A 15,889-nucleotide genomic window follows, 5' to 3' on the forward strand; every position below is an offset into this window, starting at 1 on the left:
GACCATGTAGGCTGGGCATCATGGCGACATGAGCGTGCCCAGCCATACCCCCGACGCGGCCGTCCTGGAACACCTGACCGGGCGCAACCGGGGGCTCTATTCCTGGATCACTTCGGATCGGGTCGAGCTGCTGCTTGACCGCGACGGGTGGCTGCGGGTGCTGGCACCGGGAGACGTCGGTATCCCCGGAGAGCTGATCGCGCGGGTGCGACGGCAAGAGGGGGTCTATCATCTTATCACCGCGCCGGGCGCACGGGTCTGGGTCAATCGTCAGCCGGTCGAGGCCGCTGACCTGTCCCATGGCGATGTGATCGAGTTCGGCGAGCAGGGGCCGCTGTCGCGCCTGCGCATCTATGACGAGCGCCGCCGCCCGCATCCGACCCTGGCCGAGATGTTGGGGGACGCGCTCAGTTATCTGCGTACCAGCCGACGCCCGCTGCTGGCGCGTCTGCCGCGCGCGGTGGGGATGTTCCTGGCCCGGCTCCTGGGCAACGGGGCCTTGCTGTTTCGCGGGCTGGTCCTGCTTGGCCTTGTTGCCCTGGCGGTGCTGGCGATCTGGCAGATCCGTGCCGACCGTGCTCTGCGCGCGCAATATGAAAGCGGTCGCTTTCAGGTCGAGGCGCTGGCCTCGGCCCTGGCCGAGGCGCGGCGCGAGGCGATCCGGCCCGGCGATCTGGACGCGCTTCAGGACGAGATCGGCCTCCGCCTGCAACTGAATGCCGAGCGGCTCGACACGCTCGAGGAGCGCTCGGGCGCCGGCACCCGGGTGATTTCGACCGCCGCCGGATCGGTGGCCTTCATCCAGGGCGGCTATGGGCTGCGTCACCGCGACAGTGGCCGGATGCTGCGCCACGTGCTGGATGCGGGCGGCAACCGGCTGATGCTGCCGAACGGGCAACCGATGCTCTCGCTCGAGGGCGATGGACCGGTGGCCGAGGTGCAATATACCGGCACCGGTTTCGTGCTGGCGAATACGGGGCTGATCGCCACCAACCGTCATGTTGCCGTCCCATGGGAGAAATCCGCCGCCATGGGCTTTGGCGGCGACACGATGGAGCCGGTCTTTACCCGCTTCATCGCCTATTTCCCCACGCGGTCCGATCCGATCGACCTGGAGGTGCGGGGCCTGAGCGACAGTGCCGATCTGGCGCTGGTGGCGCCCGTCGCGCCGGTCGATTTGCCGCCGGGTCTGCCGCTGGCAGACGTGTCTCCGCCGCCGGGGCTCGAGGTGCTGGTGATGGGCTATCCGACCGGGTTGATGTCGATGCTGGCGCGTTCGGGCACCGGATTCGTCGAGGACTTGCGCAGCGCCGGTGTCACCGGGTTCTGGGAGGTGGCGGCGCGGCTGGCGGGTGAGGGGCTGATCTGGCCGCTGGCCAGCCGGGGCATCGTAGGGCAGGTGACCCCGGCGCTGGTGACCTATGATGCCGAAACCACCCATGGCGGCAGCGGTGGGCCGGTGCTGAACCTGCGCGGTCAGGTGGTGGCGGTCAATACCGCCATCCTGCCGGATTTCGGCGGCTCGAACCTTGGTGTGCCGGTGGCGCGTCTGCGGGCGCTGTTGAGCACGCCCGCAGACTAGGCGTCAGGCTCAGGCGCGGCGGCGGCGGCCACCGCGCGCGCGGCGCTCGGGCCCCGCATCGTCGCCGGTGCCGTCCGAGGCCGAGGTGAAGGGGCCGATCTTGTCCACGATCTCCTCCAGCGTCGGGCGGTCGCCACGCGGGGTGCTGTCCAGCGCCGCCCGCATCGCGGTCAGATGCGCGGGCATGGTGCCGCAGCAGCCGCCGATGATCTTGGCGCCGGCGTCGCGGGCCATGGTGGCATAGACGCCCATCAGTTCGGGCGTGCCGTCGTAATGGATGTGACCATCGACATATTTCGGGATGCCGGCATTGCCCTTGGAGATGATCGGGCGTTCGGTGCCCTGGGCGACAAAGCCCAGCACCGTGCGAAGGATGTCCGAGGCGCCGGTGCCGCAATTGGCGCCAAAGGCCAGCGGCGGGTTGGGCAGCGTCTCGACCAGCTGCGCCATATCGGCCGAGGTGACGCCCATCATGGTGCGCCCGGCGGTGTCGAAACTCATGGTGCCGCACCAGGGCATGCCGGCCAGCGCAAAGGCCTCGGCGGCGGCGCGAAACTCCTCGGGGGCGCTGATCGTTTCCAGCCACAACACGTCGACGCCACCCTCTTTCAGGCCCTCGGCCTGTTCGTGGAACATCTCGACCGCGGCGGCATGGCTGAGCGCGCCCACCGGTTCCATGATCTCACCGGTGGGGCCGACCGAGCCCGCGACGATCACCTTGCGCCCGGCGCGGTCGGCGACCTCGCGGCCCAGCTCGGCGCCGACGCGGTTCAGCTCGCGTACGCGGCCCTGGGCGTCGTGCAGTTTCAGCCGCGCGGCGGTGCCGCCAAAAGTGTTGGTCAGGAACAGGTCGCTGCCCGCATCGACCGAGCCTTGGTACAGCGCGCGGATCTTGTCGGGCTCATCCGTGTTCCACAGCTCGGGCGCATCGCCCGATTGCAGGCCCATGGCGAACAGGTTGGTGCCGGTGGCGCCATCGGCCAGCAGCACGTCATGGCTGGCCAGCATCTCGGCAAAAGCGTTGGTCATGGTCTTGCGACTCCCCGATTGCGCGGCGCCCGCGCGGGCCCGCCTTGACCGGCAGATGTGTCACGTTCCCGTGAGAGAGGCAAATTCAAACTCTTCATCATGATCATGAGCCGACTGTGGGTAGCGCCCGGCCAGCGGTGGTGGCGCCTGGACATGGCGGGCCAGGTCGAGCGCCGCCACCGCCATCACGGTCCAGCCTGGGGCCGCCATGTAAAGCGGTTGCCAGCGGGGGGCGAAACTGTCCTTGAACCGGCGCAGACCGTCAAAGCGGCGACCCAATAGCCCGCATGGCACCGCCGCCAGCGACAGCCGGGGCACCCGTGCCGCGGCGGCGACGGTCAGCGCCTCGACCACCAGCGCATGCATGGTGCCCTCGGGTGCGTCGGGGCGGACCCGCATCAGGTCCAGGCACCATTCGTCCCGGCTGCGGTGAAAGCTGACGAACCCTTCGAGCCGGGGGCCGCGCCAGGCCAGGAATACCGCCTGCCGGGCCAGGTAACCGGGCGCGAAGCGGCCCATGGTCAGCCCCCATGCCCGTCCGTTCGCGCTTTGCCACAGGCTGTCGACCTCGGCCATCTGGGCCAGCGGGAGAGTAATGGCCCGATCGGTTCGCAGGCCCGCGCGCAGCGCATGGCGCAGCTTGCGCCGGATCTGGCGCCGCCCCGCGCCTTCGGTGGTAAAGGTCGCGGGCACCAGCGTCGCCTCGTCCGAGACATGCCGCACGCGCCAGCCCGCGCGCCGGGCCGAGACGGCGACGCGGGCCGAGCATTTGTAGACCAGCGCGCAGAGATTACGCTGCGCCGCCCGGTGCGACAGCAGGGACAGGTCGGGATGACGACCGCCACAGACCGGATCGAACAGCATGATCAGGCTCTGATCGGTCTCGACCACGGCCATGTCGGCAAACCCGCCGCTCAGCACATAGCCGTGCGATTGCGTCACCACGGCGGTTTCGGCGCGGGGGCGTGCGGGCGGGTGGTAATGCCCCAACCGTGACAGACGGCTCTGCCGCCCCAGCCGAAGGTCGGGCGGTGACAGCAGCAGCGGTACCGCCACCAGCGCCGGCAGGGCCACATAGATCAGCCGATAGGCCAGCACCGCCGCCATCAACTCGGCCTCGGGCAGAGCGGTCAGCAGCGACAGCAGCGTCAGTTCGAACGCGCCCAGCCCGCCCGGTGCCCCGGATAGAAGCCCCGCCGCCAGTGCCAGCACATAGGCCGTGAGCAGCAAGGGCAGATCGGCCCAGGGCAGGCCGGGCAGCAGCACCGCCAGCACCAGCGCCGCCGCCGCCAGGTCCAGCGCCGCCCAGCCCAGGATCGCCCCCAGCGCCCGCAGGCTGGGCAGGCGTAGCTCAAGCCGACCCAGCCGCAGCCGTGGCAGCAGGAACAGGACCACCCCGATCGGCAGCAGCAGCGCCAGCCCCGCAAACCCGGTTTGCCGCAACCCCGGCAGCGGGGGCGCGATCAGGCACAGGATCGAGGCCCAGAAGGCCAGCGCCAGCAGAAAGGTGACCGCGACAAAGGCGGTCAGGCGCAACGCCAGCGCCGGGGTCAGATCACCGATCAGGCGCCACCGGGCGAATGCGCCGCTCAGTACGCCGCAGCCGCAGAACTGAGAAAACCCGATTGCCGCCATACCGCAGAGCCGGGCCTGTTTCTGCGCCAGACCGGTGCGGAAATGCCGATGTGCCACCCCGTCATAGCGGCCCACCGCCCAGAAACTGACCGCAGCGGCCAGCAACGCCACCGCCAGCCGCCAGACGGGCAGGCCGGACAGGGCCTGGGTCACCGCGCCCGGCTCGATCGCCGCCAGACGCTCGACCAGCATCCACAACAGCCAAAGGGTGAGCGCAAGCGTGCCGCCAAGACGCAGCAGCAGACCGGTCAGGCGGGGGAACGAAGGGACGGGTCGATGCATGCGGGGTCCTTTGGCAATTGGCCAAAGACTAGCCGCGCATCCCTTTCCCAAAAGTAAACCCGCAAGCAGGTGCTTGCGGGTTCTCCATGCGATTGAAAGCGCATCAGAAATTGCGCGGTTCAGCCCGCTTCGCCCATGATCTGCGCCTTGGCCTCGGGCAGCAGTTCGGCCATCTTGGCGCGCACCGTGTCGGCATCGGCCAGCCCGTCCAGATCGGCGGTGACCTTGCGCACCACGTCCTCGTGGCCGGCCTCTTCGAAATCGGCGATCACGACGGTCTTGGCATAGGCGGCGGCCTCGTCTCCGGTCTTGCCCATCAGGCCGGCAGCCCACAGGCCCAGCATCTTGTTGCAGCGGGCCTGCGCCTTGAACTGCATTTCCTCGTCATGGGCGAACTTGGCTTCAAATGCGTGTTCGCGATCGTCGAAGGTGGTCATGGGTTGCGTCCCCTCAGTGAATTATGCTCTGCTTCTGATATGCCGTTCGCGGGGGCGGACCGCAAGAGGCAGCGGTAACCTTGCGACACTGCGGCGCTTGCCGTATGAGAGCGCCATGACGGGGGACTCATTTCCCCGCCCCAGTCGGAAAGGTCGCAGATGGCGCGTCGCACCAAGATTTACGAAGGCAAGGCCAAGATCCTGTACGAAGGCCCGGAACCGGGCACCATCGTGCAGTATTTCAAGGATGACGCCACTGCCTTCAACGCCCAGAAAAAGGACGTGATCGAAGGCAAGGGGGTGCTGAACAACCGCCTGAGCGAGTATTTCATGACCGGTCTGGCCCAGATCGGCGTGCCGACCCATTTCATCCGCCGTCTCAACATGCGCGAACAACTGGTGCGCGCCTGCGAGATCGTGCCGCTGGAAGTGATCGTTCGCAACTTTGCCGCCGGCACCATGTCGAAACGGCTGGGCATCGAAGAGGGCACGCAACTGCCGCGCCCGATCGTGGAATATTGCCTCAAGAATGACGAGCTGGGCGACCCGCTGGTGACCGAGGAGCATATCGCGGCCTTCGGCTGGGCCAGCCAGCAGGACATGGACGATATCCTGAGCCTGGCGCTGCGGGTGAACGATTACCTCTCGGGGCTGATGTATGGCGTCGGCATCAAGCTGATCGACTTCAAGATCGAGATCGGCCGGGTCTACGAGAACGACTATCCGCGCCTGATCATCGCCGACGAGATCAGCCCCGACAGCTGCCGTCTGTGGGATATCGCCACCGGGCAGAAGCTGGACAAGGACGTGTTCCGCCGCGACCTGGGCAGCCTGACCGATGCCTATTCCGAGGTGGCCCGCCGCCTGGGCGTGATCCCGAAAAGCCAGGTGACGAAACCGACGCTGATCAACTGAGGTCGGGACGGCGCAGGAAATCGGGACATTGCGTCGGCGGATGGCGACCGCCGCGCGCAACAGATCGAAACAGCTATGCGGGCGCGCGACCGGCCCTGTGAGGGGTGGCGCTGCGCGGTCCGGCAGGAGCAGGATGAAGGACAAGGAAAGATGAAGGCACGCGTGCATGTGATGCTCAAGAACGGGGTACTCGATCCGCAGGGTGAGGCGGTGCGCCACGCGCTTGGCGCCATGGGCTTTGACAAGGTGACCGGTGTCCGCCAGGGCAAGGTGATCGACCTCGATCTGGTCGAAGGCGCCACCGAGGCCGATGTTGCCGAGATGTGCGAAAAGCTGCTCGCCAACACGGTCATCGAACGCTACGAGATCGAGCTGGTCTGAGCCATGCGCGCCGCGCAGCTGACCGCCTGGCGCCAGCCCCTGACGCTGGCGACCCTGCCGGACCCGACACCGGGGCCGGGAGAGGTGGTGCTGCGCGTGCTGGCCTGCGGGGTGTGTCGGTCTGACTGGCATGCCTGGACCGGGGCCGACCCGGATGTGGTCTTGCCCATGGTGCCGGGCCACGAATTCTGCGGCGAGGTGGTGGCGCTGGGGACCGGTGTCAGCCGCTGGCGGCCGGGCGATCGGGTGATCGCGCCCTTTATCCTGGCCTGCGGGCGCTGCGGCGATTGCGCGGCCGGACATCAGACCATCTGCGCCAACCAGCAGGTGCCGGGCTTTACCCGCGATGGCGCCTTTGCCGAGCTGATCGCGGTGCCCTTTGCCGATACCAACCTGACCGCGCTGCCCGAGAGCCTGCCGCCGCATGTGGCCGCCGGCCTTGGCTGCCGGGTCACCACCGCCTGGCAGGCGCTGGTCGGACGGGCCGTGCTGCGACCGGGCGAATGGCTGGCGGTGTTTGGCGGCGGCGGCGTCGGATTGTCGGCGCTGCTTCTGGGCCGCGCGCTTGGCGCACGCGTCGTCGTGGTCGATGTGGTCGAAGACAAACTGACCCATGCCAAAAGCCTTGGCGCCGACGCGGTGGTCAACGCCGCCGAAACCGACGCGGCCGAGGCGGTGCGCGCGCTGACCGGCGGTGGCGCCCATGTCGCCATCGAGGCGCTGGGGATCGCCGCCACCATGACCGGCGCCATGCGGGCCCTGCGCAAGCTGGGCCGGCTGGTGATGATCGGCATGCCGGCGGGCGAGCATACGGCCATGACTCTGCCGATGGATGTGCTCTATTCCGGGCAACTGACCCTGCAAGGCACCCGCGGCATGCCCGCCTGGCGCTATCCTTCGCTTCTCTCTCTCATCGACGGCGGCCATGTGGACCTGTCGCCGCTGGTGACCCGCACCATCGCCCTGTCCCAGGCAAGCGACGAGCTTGCCGCTTTTGACCGTCCCGCCCCGCCGGGCGTGGCGGTGATCACCGATTTTGCTAGCTAGGAGGTCTCGCCCATGCGTGCAGCCGTTGTCGTCTTCCCCGGATCGAATTGCGACCGGGACCTGGCCGTGGCCTTTGAACAGGCCGGCTTCGATGTCTCGATGGTCTGGCACAAGGATGCCAGCCTGCCGAAGGGGATCGACATTGTCGGCATTCCCGGCGGCTTCAGCTATGGCGACTATCTGCGCTGTGGTGCCATCGCCGCACAATCGCCGATCTGCAAGGCAGTGGTCGAGCATACCGAGCGTGGCGGCTATGCCCTGGGCGTGTGCAACGGGTTCCAGGTGCTGACCGAAACCGGCATCCTGCCCGGCGCCCTGCTGCGCAATGCCGGTCTGAAATACATCTGCAAGACCGTTGAGCTGAAGGTCGAGACCTCGAATAGCGTCTTTACCGAGGGCTATAATGCCGGTGACGTGATCGGCATTCCGATCGCCCATCACGACGGCAACTATTATGCCGATGACGAGACGCTGGCCGCGCTCAAGGCCGAGGACCGGATCGCCTTTACCTATACTGACAACCCCAATGGCGCGCGCGACGATATCGCCGGCATTCTCAGCGCCAACCGGCGGGTGCTGGGGATGATGCCGCATCCCGAACGGGCCGCCGATGCGGGCCATGGCGGTACTGACGGGGCGGCGCTCTTCCGCGCATTGGCGGGGGCGCTGACCCCGGCGTGACTTGAGCAACGCGCCCTGCGCGCGTAGCGTGGTGTCATGAGTACCGCTCGCAAGGACCCTATGGCGCAGAACTGGATCCGCTCCGGCCAGCTCAGCTGGCGGGTGCGGGTGGCGCTGGTGTCGCTGTTGTTGATCGCTACAGCAACTGTCTGGGTTACCAACAGGCTCCTGACCGATCGCTTCACTGAAAGCACTCGCAATCGGGCCGAGTTGCGGCTGGCGCTTTACTCGGGCAACCTGCTGAGCGAACTCAGGCGCAACGCCATTGTACCGCAGCTGTTGTCGCGCGACCCGACTCTTATCGCGGCGTTGCAATCGAGCGATTTCTCACAATCGACCCAGCGGCTGATTTCCTTTGTCGAAGAGATCGGTGCGGCCTCGCTTATGTTGCTCGACCGCGACGGGCGCACCGTCGCCGCGACCGACCGCAACCGGTTGGGCGAACAGCACCGCTCGGCCGCCTATTTCGTTGATCCGGTGCGATCCAATTCCACCGTGTTCTCAACCATCCAGCGCGAGGCTGGCGGCTACAGCTTTACCTATTCGCGCAGGCTGGAGGACAGTTCTGGTGTACTGGGCGTGATCGTGGTCGAGGTCGATCTGCAAAAGTTCGAACGCGCCTGGTCAGGAATTTCGGACGCGGTGTACGTGACCAATTCAGCGGGGACCATCATCTTGGCCACCGAACCGCGCTGGCGCGGGATGAACCAGGCTGAGGCGTTGCGCCACCAAACACCCGAGAACGCGATCGAGCGGGCGATCCGGGTAACCGCCGATTGGACCGCGCTGCCCGCCGATGCCTATCTGCGGGGCGAGGCGGTGATGCGGATGGACAGCCGCATTCCGTTCCGGGGTTGGCAGATGACCTCATTCACCACCTATGCCTCGATCCGCGAGCGGGTGAACGGGGTTCTGGCGCTGGAAATCATGGGATTCGCGATTCTTCTGGCGCTCAGCTTCTATGCGCTCAGTCGGCGCACGGCGTTCCGCATGGCCCTGTTTCAGCGCGAGTCGGCGGAGCTTCGCGCGCTGAACGCTCGGCTGCAGCGGGAAATCGCCGAACGCGAACGGGTGCAAAAAACGCTGGAAGTAGCCGAGCAGACCTTGGCGCAGAGTTCGAAACTGGCGGCGCTTGGCGAGATGTCGGCCGCTGTCAGCCACGAGTTGAACCAGCCGCTGGCGGCGATGAAGACCTATCTGGCTGGTGCCCGCCTGCTGCTGCGCCGCAACCGGTCCGAAGAGGCGTTGTCGAGCTTTGGCCGCATCGACGATCTGATCGAGCGGATGGGGGCGATCACGCGGCAGTTGAAATCCTATGCCCGCAAGGGGCAAGAGGCGCTTTCGCCAATAAACATGGGCGATGCGCTTGCGGCCTCTCTTTCGATGATGGAGCCGCAGCTGCGACAGCGGCAAGTGCAGATAACACAGATCCTCCCCGACCGCCCGGTGCTGGTGATGGGCGACCGGATGCGGATCGAACAGGTCATGGTCAACCTCTTGCGCAATGCACTGGACGCCACCAAATCGGTACGTGACCCCGAGGTCGAGATCATCCTCGCTGCCGGCGAGACCGCAACATTGACGGTGCGCGACAATGGCCATGGAATCAGTGATTTCGATAATATCTTTGAGCCGTTCTACACCACCAAACAGCCCGGCGACGGGGTGGGTCTGGGTCTTGCAATCTCTTCGGGGATCGTCAACGACCTTGGAGGGCGCCTGACGGCGCGCAATGGGCAACATGGCGGTGCCGTTTTCGAGATGCAGTTACCGATCCTCGAAGACGGTCTGGAAGCCGCAGAATAAAGAGGGAATACCCTATGGCACAGGCGATGAAGATTGCGATTGTCGATGACGAACAGGACATGCGCCAGTCGATCAGCCAGTGGCTGGCCCTGTCGGGCTATGACACCGAGACCTTTGCCAGCGCCGAAGAGGCGCTGAAGGTTCTGGGCTCGGATTATCCCGGCATCGTCATTTCGGATATCAAGATGCCGGGCATGGACGGCATGCAGTTCCTCAAGAAGTTGATGGGGGCCGACAGCTCGCTGCCGGTGATCATGATCACCGGTCACGGCGATGTGCCGATGGCGGTCGAGGCGATGCGGGTCGGTGCCTTCGATTTTCTGGAAAAGCCGTTCAACCCCGACCGGATGTCCGATCTGGCCAAGCGCGCCAGCAATGCGCGCCGGCTGACGCTGGACAACCGGGCGCTTCGGCGTGAGCTGAGCGATGGCAGCCAGATTATGAAAAAGCTGATCGGTACCAGCCCGGTCATGGAGCGGCTGCGCGAGGACATTCTGGACCTGGGCCAGGCCGACGGCCATGTGCTGATCGACGGCGAGACCGGTACCGGCAAGACCCTGGTGGCGCATGCGCTGCATGCGGTGGGCAGCCGGGCGGGCAAGAAATTCGTGCTGGTCTCGTGTTCGGCGCTGGAGGAAGAGGCGCTGGCCAAGCGGCTCTTTGGTCCGATGATCCCAGAGGATGCGCAATTGCCCGCAGTCGAGGAAGCGCGCGGCGGCACTTTGGTGCTGGAGGATATCGAGTCGCTCAGCGATGCGCTTCAGGCCAAGCTGTTGTCGGTGATGAACCAGCAGGGCACGCCGGCCGAAACCCGGATCGTGGCCATTTCGAACCTGCAAGAGGCAGGCAAGACCAGCGAGGACGTGTTGCGCCCGGACCTGTTCTATCGTCTGGCCGCGCTGCGCCTGACCATGCCGCCGCTGCGCCAGCGGGGCGAGGATATCCTGACGCTCTTTACCCGTCTTAGCGAGCAGTTCGCCGAGGAATACGGCTGTGACGCGCCGCAGGTCAGCGCGCAAGAGGCCGCGCAGCTGTTGCAGGCGCCCTGGCCGGGCAACGTGCGCCAGCTGATCAACATCGCCGAGCGCGCGGTCTTGCAGGCGCGGCGCGGCTCGGGCACCATCGCCTCTCTCCTGATGTCTGATCACGAGGACATGCAGCCGGTGATGACCACCGAGGGCAAGCCGCTCAAGGAATATGTCGAGGCGTTCGAGCGGATGCTGATCGACAACACGATGCGGCGCCACAAGGGCTCGATCGCAGCGGTGATGGACGAACTGTGCCTGCCGCGCCGGACCCTGAACGAGAAGATGGCGAAATATGGGCTTCAGCGCTCGGATTACCTCTGATCCAGCCCGGCGGCACCGGCTCTTGCAAGCGCGACCGGTGCGGCCGAGGCATGGCTGGCCGAACCTGGGCCACCGCCTGCGACCGGAAGGCGTTGGCCGCGCCGCCGTCCGGACGGACTTTGGCGCGTTCGCGGGCCTGTCGAACCCTTGACCCTCGTGAACATGCACTTTGCCCATTGTCTTTTCCACAGCTCTGCTTTTATTGTGACAGAACGGGCCGGACCCAAGGGTTCCTTGCTCCCGCACCCAATAGAGTTTCGCTGCTCTGCCCCCGCTGGCACAGATCCCGGAGACAAAGCAGACCGATTGGCCCCTGACCGGGGCAATACAATGCCTTCGCCCGCTTGCCGGGTGACAGGAATAAATGGGCAGGCCCGGGAAACGCCCGACCTGTCGGAGAAGAACCGCGATGACGCGCGCGCAACTTTTGAGTGGACGAGCAGAGGGGCCAAGCGCCGATCTCTGCCGCGCGGCGTCTCATATCGCCCTGACAAGACACCCGCCAAATCGTAACCCCCTTAGGACGGTTCTGCCGCCTGGGAGGGCGCGCATTGCGCGGTGCACCAAGGAAACATGGCAAAGAAGATGCTCATTGATGCCACCCACGCGGAAGAAACCCGCGTCGTGGTGGTCGACGGCAACAAGGTCGAGGAATTCGATTTTGAGTCCGAAAACAAACGCCAGCTAGCTGGCAATATCTATCTGGCAAAGGTCACGCGGGTCGAACCCTCGCTTCAGGCGGCGTTTGTCGATTACGGCGGCAACCGTCACGGGTTCCTCGCCTTTTCGGAAATTCATCCCGATTACTACCAGATCCCCGTCGCCGACCGCCAGGCGCTGATGGAGGAAGAGCGCGCCTATGCCGAGGCGCAGAAGGCGCGCGACGAGGATGAAGAGGGCGGCAAGTCGCGCCCGAAGCCCAAGCGCAGCCGCAGCCGGTCGCGCAGCAAGGCCGAAAGCCTGCGCAGCTCGGATCCGGTCGAAACCAAGGACGTGAGCGCGACTGAGATCAGCGGCATGGAGACGATCGACCTCGACGAGGGTGATGATCGCGACGAGCTCGACCTGATCGAGGGCAGCTCGCCGATGGAACGCGTGGCCGAAACCCCGGTGGAAGAGCCCGAGGACCGGGCCGATGAGGCCACGGATCAGGCCGAGGGCGAGGCTGCTGATACGACCGATGACACCGATACGGCCAAGGCCGACGGTGACACCACGCAGGACAATGCCGAGGATCGCGCTGACGATGCCGATGACGAGGATGAGGACGCGGATGATGGCGAGGATACGCCGCGCCCCCGTCGTGGCAAGGCCGATGCCGCCTCTAAGGATGACAGCATCGAATCCATCGCCGAAGAGGACGATACCGAGGATCTGCGCCCGGTCCGCAAGCCGCGCGCGCGCAAATACAAGATCCAGGAAGTGATCAAGGTGCGCCAGGTCATGCTGGTGCAGGTCGTCAAGGAAGAGCGCGGCAACAAGGGCGCGGCGCTTACCACCTATCTGAGCCTTGCGGGCCGCTATTGCGTCCTGATGCCGAACACCGCGCGTGGCGGAGGGATCAGCCGCAAGATCACCAACGCGGTCGACCGCAAGAAGCTGAAAGAGATCGCCGCCGAGATGGACGTGCCCCAGGGCGCGGGCCTGATCGTGCGCACCGCCGGTGCCAAGCGCACCAAGGCCGAGATCAAGCGCGACTATGAATACCTTCAGCGCATGTGGGAGCAGATCCGCGAACTGACGCTGAAATCCATCGCGCCTGCCAAGATCTATGAAGAAGGCGACCTGATCAAACGCTCGATCCGCGACCTCTACAACCGCGATATCGACGAAGTTCTGGTCGAGGGCGAAGGCGGCTACCGCATCGCCAAGGACTTCATGAAGATGATCATGCCCAGCCACGCCAAGAACGTGCAGCGGTACGAGGATCAGTTGCCGCTGTTCGCGCGTTTCCAGGTGGAAAGCTATCTGAACTCGATGTTCAACCCGACAGTGCAGTTGAAATCCGGCGGCTATATCGTGATCGGCGTGACCGAGGCGCTGGTGGCGATCGACGTGAACTCTGGCCGCGCCACCAAGGAAGGCTCGATCGAGGAAACCGCGCTCAAGACCAATCTCGAGGCCGCCGAAGAGGTGGCCCGCCAGTTGCGCCTGCGCGACCTGGCCGGTCTGATCGTGATCGACTTCATCGACATGGACGAGCGCAAGAACAACGCCGCCGTCGAAAAGCGCCTGAAGGACAAGCTGAAATCCGACCGTGCCCGCATCCAGGTGGGCCGGATCTCGGGTTTTGGCCTGCTCGAGATGAGCCGCCAGCGCCTGCGCCCCGGCATGATCGAGGCCACGACCCAGCCGTGCCCCTCGTGCCACGGCACTGGCCTGATCCGCTCGGACGACAACATGGCGCTGAGCATCCTGCGCCAGATCGAGGAGGAAGGCACCCGCCGCCGCTCGCGCGAGGTGCTGGTGCGCTGCCCGGTGGGCATTGCCAACTATCTGATGAACCAGAAACGAGAGCATATCGCGCAGATCGAGGCGCGCTATGGTCTGAGTGTGCGGATCGAGGGCGACGCGCATCTGGTCAGCCCCGATTTCAGCCTTGAGAAGTTCAAAACCGCTACCCGCGCGGTGCCGCAGGCCCAGGCGCCCGTGGTCTCGGTCGACTCGCGGCTGATGGACCAGATCGACGCCGACGAGGCCGCCGAGGACGAGGACGAGGCCGAAGAGGCCCGGACCGAACCCCGCAGCGAAACAGCTGGCGAAGGGGACGGCGACGGCAAGCCCAAGCGGAAACGGCGTCGGCGGCGTCGGCGCAAGAACGGCGGCAATAGTGGCGAGGACAGCACGGCCGACGGCGACAATGGCGACAGTGGTGACGAGGCGGTCGAGGATGCGGCGGATGCCGCGCCCGAGGCAGCCAAAGCCGCAGCGGTGACCGAGGCCGAGGCGGAACCTGCAGCGGTCGAGGGCGGCGAAGCCGAGGTTGAAGCCGTGGCTGAGGCTGAGACTCCGGCCAAGACCCCGAGAAAGCGCACGCGCACGCGCAAGAAACCGGTCAAGGCCGAAGCGGCTGCCGAGGCGCCCACCGACGCGGTGGCAAGCGCGGATGTCCTCGCAGCTGAAAGCGACGCTGGCGATACCCCGGCCGAGGCGGATGCCGAGGCTGAGGCGGCGCCGGTCAAGAAAACGCCCAAGCCGCGCAAACCGCGCAGTCGCAGCAAAAAGGCCGAGGCCCCGGCAGCGGAAAGCGTCGAAGCCGAGCCAGCCGCATCCGAGGCGGAGGCCCCTGTGGCCGAACCCGAGCCTGCTCCTGTCGTCGAGGCAGCAGCGCCCGAGGCCGTGGCCGAGACGGTCGCGCAGCCTGCCGAGGATACCGTAGCGGCCCCGGCAGATCCGGAAGCGGCGCTCGAACCGGAAGTGGCGCAGGCAGAGGCGGCGCCCGAACTGGCGGTGGCCGAGGCCGAGGCAGAACCCGACAGCCCGCCAAAGCCGAAACGGCGCGGCTGGTGGTCGCTGGGACAGTAACCAAAAAGGCGGGCCCCTCAGGGACCCGCCTTTTTCATTCCGCGCGGCGGATCAGGTAAATCTGGTGGCCCGGCGCCTCGTCCTGGCCGATCAGCGCGTGACCGGCCTCGGCGCAGAAATGGGGCACATCCACCACCGCCGCCGGATCGTCGGCCAACAGCCGCAGCACCGCCCCGGGCGCCATGGATTTCAGCCGCTTGCGGGCCTTGAGCACGGGCAGGGGGCAGAGCAGCCCCAGCGCGTCGAGGGTCTCGAAATCGTCGGTCATGCCTCGCAGATACGCCCGGGCCGCGCGCCTGTCCAGCGCCCGGCGCGACATTGCTACAACACGGCCACGAGGATGTGACCGCATGGCCCCGTGACGCGGCCGCAGCGATCACCTATGTGCAGGTCATGTTTGGAATCGAGATCATCGACGCGGGGCTTTTACCCGCCATGTTCGTGGCGCTCCTTGGCGGGATCGTCAGTTTTCTCAGCCCCTGTGTGCTGCCCATCGTGCCGCCCTATCTGGCCTATATGAGCGGGGTCAGCCTGGGCGAGATCCAGGACCAGGCCGCCGCCCGGCGCAAGGCGACGCTGGCGGCACTGTTCTTTGTGCTTGGCCTGTCGACCGTCTTTCTGCTGTTGGGCTTCACCGCCTCGGCCTTTGGCGCCTTTGTCCTGTCGAATCAGGAACTCTTCGCCAAGGTCTCGGGCGTGGTGGTCATCGTCTTTGGCCTGCACTTTCTGAGTGTCTTTCGCATTCCGCTGCTGGATCGCGAGGCGCGGATGCAGACCGGCGATGCAGGCGGTTCGGTTTTTGGCGCCTATGTGCTGGGTCTGGCCTTTGCCTTTGGCTGGACCCCCTGTATCGGGCCGCAGCTGGGTGCAATCCTGTCGCTGGCGGCGTCCGAGGCCTCGGTGGCGCGCGGCACGCTGTTGCTGGGTGTCTACGCGGCGGGGCTGGGGGTGCCGTTTCTGCTGGCGGCGATGTTCCTCAGCCGCTCGATGGCGGTGATGAACCGGATCAAGCCGCATATGGGGCTGATCGAAAAGGTGATGGGCGGGCTGTTGCTGTTTGTCGGAATCATGCTGGTCACGGGCCTCTTCACCCAGTTCAGCTGGTGGCTGCTGGAAACCTTTCCGGCGCTGGCGGTGCTGGGCTGAGCGGGGCCGGGGGGCTGTCTGCCCCCCGCCGCCGGGCCCTTGGCCCGCCGCCCCCCGAGAGTATTTCGAACCAG

General features: G+C 66.1%; 13 protein-coding genes. 9 read left to right on the forward strand and 4 right to left on the reverse strand.

Going from position 1 to position 15,889, the window contains the following annotated elements:
* The first annotated feature begins 28 nt into the window (after nt 1-28).
* On the forward strand, nt 29-1,582 hold the full coding sequence (locus MB818_RS01540) for a trypsin-like peptidase domain-containing protein (protein WP_238903646.1): 1,554 nt from the start codon (nt 29-31) through the stop codon (nt 1,580-1,582).
* 9 nt (nt 1,583-1,591) lie between these two features.
* Here the strand turns inward: MB818_RS01540 and bmt are convergent, their stop codons facing one another.
* From bmt to MB818_RS01555, 3 genes are all read right to left on the reverse strand, one after another.
* Nucleotides 1,592-2,611 (reverse strand): betaine--homocysteine S-methyltransferase, encoded by a 1,020-nt coding sequence (gene bmt / locus MB818_RS01545; RefSeq protein ID WP_238903648.1) that lies wholly within the window; start codon nt 2,609-2,611, stop codon nt 1,592-1,594.
* A gap of 60 nt (nt 2,612-2,671) precedes the next feature.
* Nucleotides 2,672-4,528, reverse strand: a complete 1,857-nt coding sequence (locus MB818_RS01550; RefSeq protein ID WP_238903650.1) for a phosphatidylglycerol lysyltransferase domain-containing protein — start codon at nt 4,526-4,528, stop codon at nt 2,672-2,674.
* A 119-nt stretch (nt 4,529-4,647) separates the two neighbouring features.
* Entirely contained in the window at nt 4,648-4,965 is a 318-nt protein-coding gene (locus MB818_RS01555) for a DUF1476 domain-containing protein (protein ID WP_234144042.1), read from the reverse strand.
* A gap of 159 nt (nt 4,966-5,124) precedes the next feature.
* Here MB818_RS01555 and purC point away from each other — a divergent pair, with 159 nt between their 5' ends.
* The 7 genes from purC to MB818_RS01590 all read left to right on the forward strand — a co-directional run bounded on the left by purC (nt 5,125) and on the right by MB818_RS01590 (nt 14,669).
* A complete protein-coding gene (gene purC, locus MB818_RS01560) occupies nt 5,125-5,880 on the forward strand; it encodes a phosphoribosylaminoimidazolesuccinocarboxamide synthase (RefSeq protein WP_234136584.1) in 756 nt (251 codons plus the stop codon).
* A gap of 150 nt (nt 5,881-6,030) precedes the next feature.
* On the forward strand, nt 6,031-6,261 hold the full coding sequence (purS, locus tag MB818_RS01565; protein WP_011047621.1) for a phosphoribosylformylglycinamidine synthase subunit PurS: 231 nt from the start codon (nt 6,031-6,033) through the stop codon (nt 6,259-6,261).
* A 3-nt stretch (nt 6,262-6,264) separates the two neighbouring features.
* Entirely contained in the window at nt 6,265-7,308 is a 1,044-nt protein-coding gene (locus MB818_RS01570; protein WP_234162477.1) for a zinc-dependent alcohol dehydrogenase family protein, read from the forward strand.
* 12 nt (nt 7,309-7,320) lie between these two features.
* The gene (gene purQ, locus MB818_RS01575; protein ID WP_234162478.1) at nt 7,321-7,989 is read left to right on the forward strand and encodes a phosphoribosylformylglycinamidine synthase subunit PurQ; all 669 of its coding nucleotides are present in this window, start codon (nt 7,321-7,323) and stop codon (nt 7,987-7,989) included.
* A 36-nt stretch (nt 7,990-8,025) separates the two neighbouring features.
* Complete coding sequence (locus MB818_RS01580; RefSeq protein WP_234162479.1) at nt 8,026-9,795, forward strand: sensor histidine kinase; 1,770 nt, start codon at nt 8,026-8,028, stop codon at nt 9,793-9,795.
* A 14-nt stretch (nt 9,796-9,809) separates the two neighbouring features.
* Entirely contained in the window at nt 9,810-11,144 is a 1,335-nt protein-coding gene (locus MB818_RS01585; protein WP_234136589.1) for a sigma-54-dependent transcriptional regulator, read from the forward strand.
* Nucleotides 11,145-11,717: 573 nt separating this feature from the next.
* Nucleotides 11,718-14,669 carry an Rne/Rng family ribonuclease gene (locus MB818_RS01590; RefSeq protein ID WP_238903652.1) on the forward strand — a complete coding sequence of 984 codons (2,952 nt, stop codon included), beginning with the start codon at nt 11,718-11,720 and terminating at the stop codon, nt 14,667-14,669.
* A gap of 34 nt (nt 14,670-14,703) precedes the next feature.
* Here MB818_RS01590 and MB818_RS01595 read toward each other — a convergent pair whose 3' ends face one another.
* Nucleotides 14,704-14,937, reverse strand: coding sequence for a sulfurtransferase TusA family protein (locus MB818_RS01595; protein ID WP_234166672.1), 234 nt, complete (start codon nt 14,935-14,937; stop codon nt 14,704-14,706).
* A 125-nt stretch (nt 14,938-15,062) separates the two neighbouring features.
* On the opposite strand from MB818_RS01595, the gene MB818_RS01600 reads away from it, so the two are divergent.
* Nucleotides 15,063-15,815, forward strand: a complete 753-nt coding sequence (locus MB818_RS01600) for a cytochrome c biogenesis CcdA family protein (protein WP_234136592.1) — start codon at nt 15,063-15,065, stop codon at nt 15,813-15,815.
* Nucleotides 15,816-15,889 lie beyond the last annotated feature (74 nt).

Origin of the sequence: Ruegeria alba (assembly GCF_022321465.1) — a bacterium.
Classification (GTDB): domain Bacteria; phylum Pseudomonadota; class Alphaproteobacteria; order Rhodobacterales; family Rhodobacteraceae; genus Ruegeria_B; species Ruegeria_B alba.

Bases quoted from the DNA above. Each gene is read 5' to 3' on its own strand.
- MB818_RS01550 (WP_238903650.1), bottom strand. From the start codon at position 4,528: ATGCATCGACCCGTCCCTTCGTTCCCCCGCCTGACCGGTCTGCTGCTG.
- purS (WP_011047621.1), top strand. From the start codon at position 6,031: ATGAAGGCACGCGTGCATGTGATGCTCAAGAACGGGGTACTCGATCCG.
- MB818_RS01570 (WP_234162477.1), top strand. From the start codon at position 6,265: ATGCGCGCCGCGCAGCTGACCGCCTGGCGCCAGCCCCTGACGCTGGCG.
- MB818_RS01580 (WP_234162479.1), top strand. From the start codon at position 8,026: ATGAGTACCGCTCGCAAGGACCCTATGGCGCAGAACTGGATCCGCTCC.
- MB818_RS01555 (WP_234144042.1), bottom strand. From the start codon at position 4,965: ATGACCACCTTCGACGATCGCGAACACGCATTTGAAGCCAAGTTCGCC.
- MB818_RS01540 (WP_238903646.1), top strand. From the start codon at position 29: ATGAGCGTGCCCAGCCATACCCCCGACGCGGCCGTCCTGGAACACCTG.
- MB818_RS01600 (WP_234136592.1), top strand. From the start codon at position 15,063: ATGTTTGGAATCGAGATCATCGACGCGGGGCTTTTACCCGCCATGTTC.
- MB818_RS01585 (WP_234136589.1), top strand. From the start codon at position 9,810: ATGGCACAGGCGATGAAGATTGCGATTGTCGATGACGAACAGGACATG.
- purC (WP_234136584.1), top strand. From the start codon at position 5,125: ATGGCGCGTCGCACCAAGATTTACGAAGGCAAGGCCAAGATCCTGTAC.
- MB818_RS01590 (WP_238903652.1), top strand. From the start codon at position 11,718: ATGGCAAAGAAGATGCTCATTGATGCCACCCACGCGGAAGAAACCCGC.
- bmt (WP_238903648.1), bottom strand. From the start codon at position 2,611: ATGACCAACGCTTTTGCCGAGATGCTGGCCAGCCATGACGTGCTGCTG.
- purQ (WP_234162478.1), top strand. From the start codon at position 7,321: ATGCGTGCAGCCGTTGTCGTCTTCCCCGGATCGAATTGCGACCGGGAC.
- MB818_RS01595 (WP_234166672.1), bottom strand. From the start codon at position 14,937: ATGACCGACGATTTCGAGACCCTCGACGCGCTGGGGCTGCTCTGCCCC.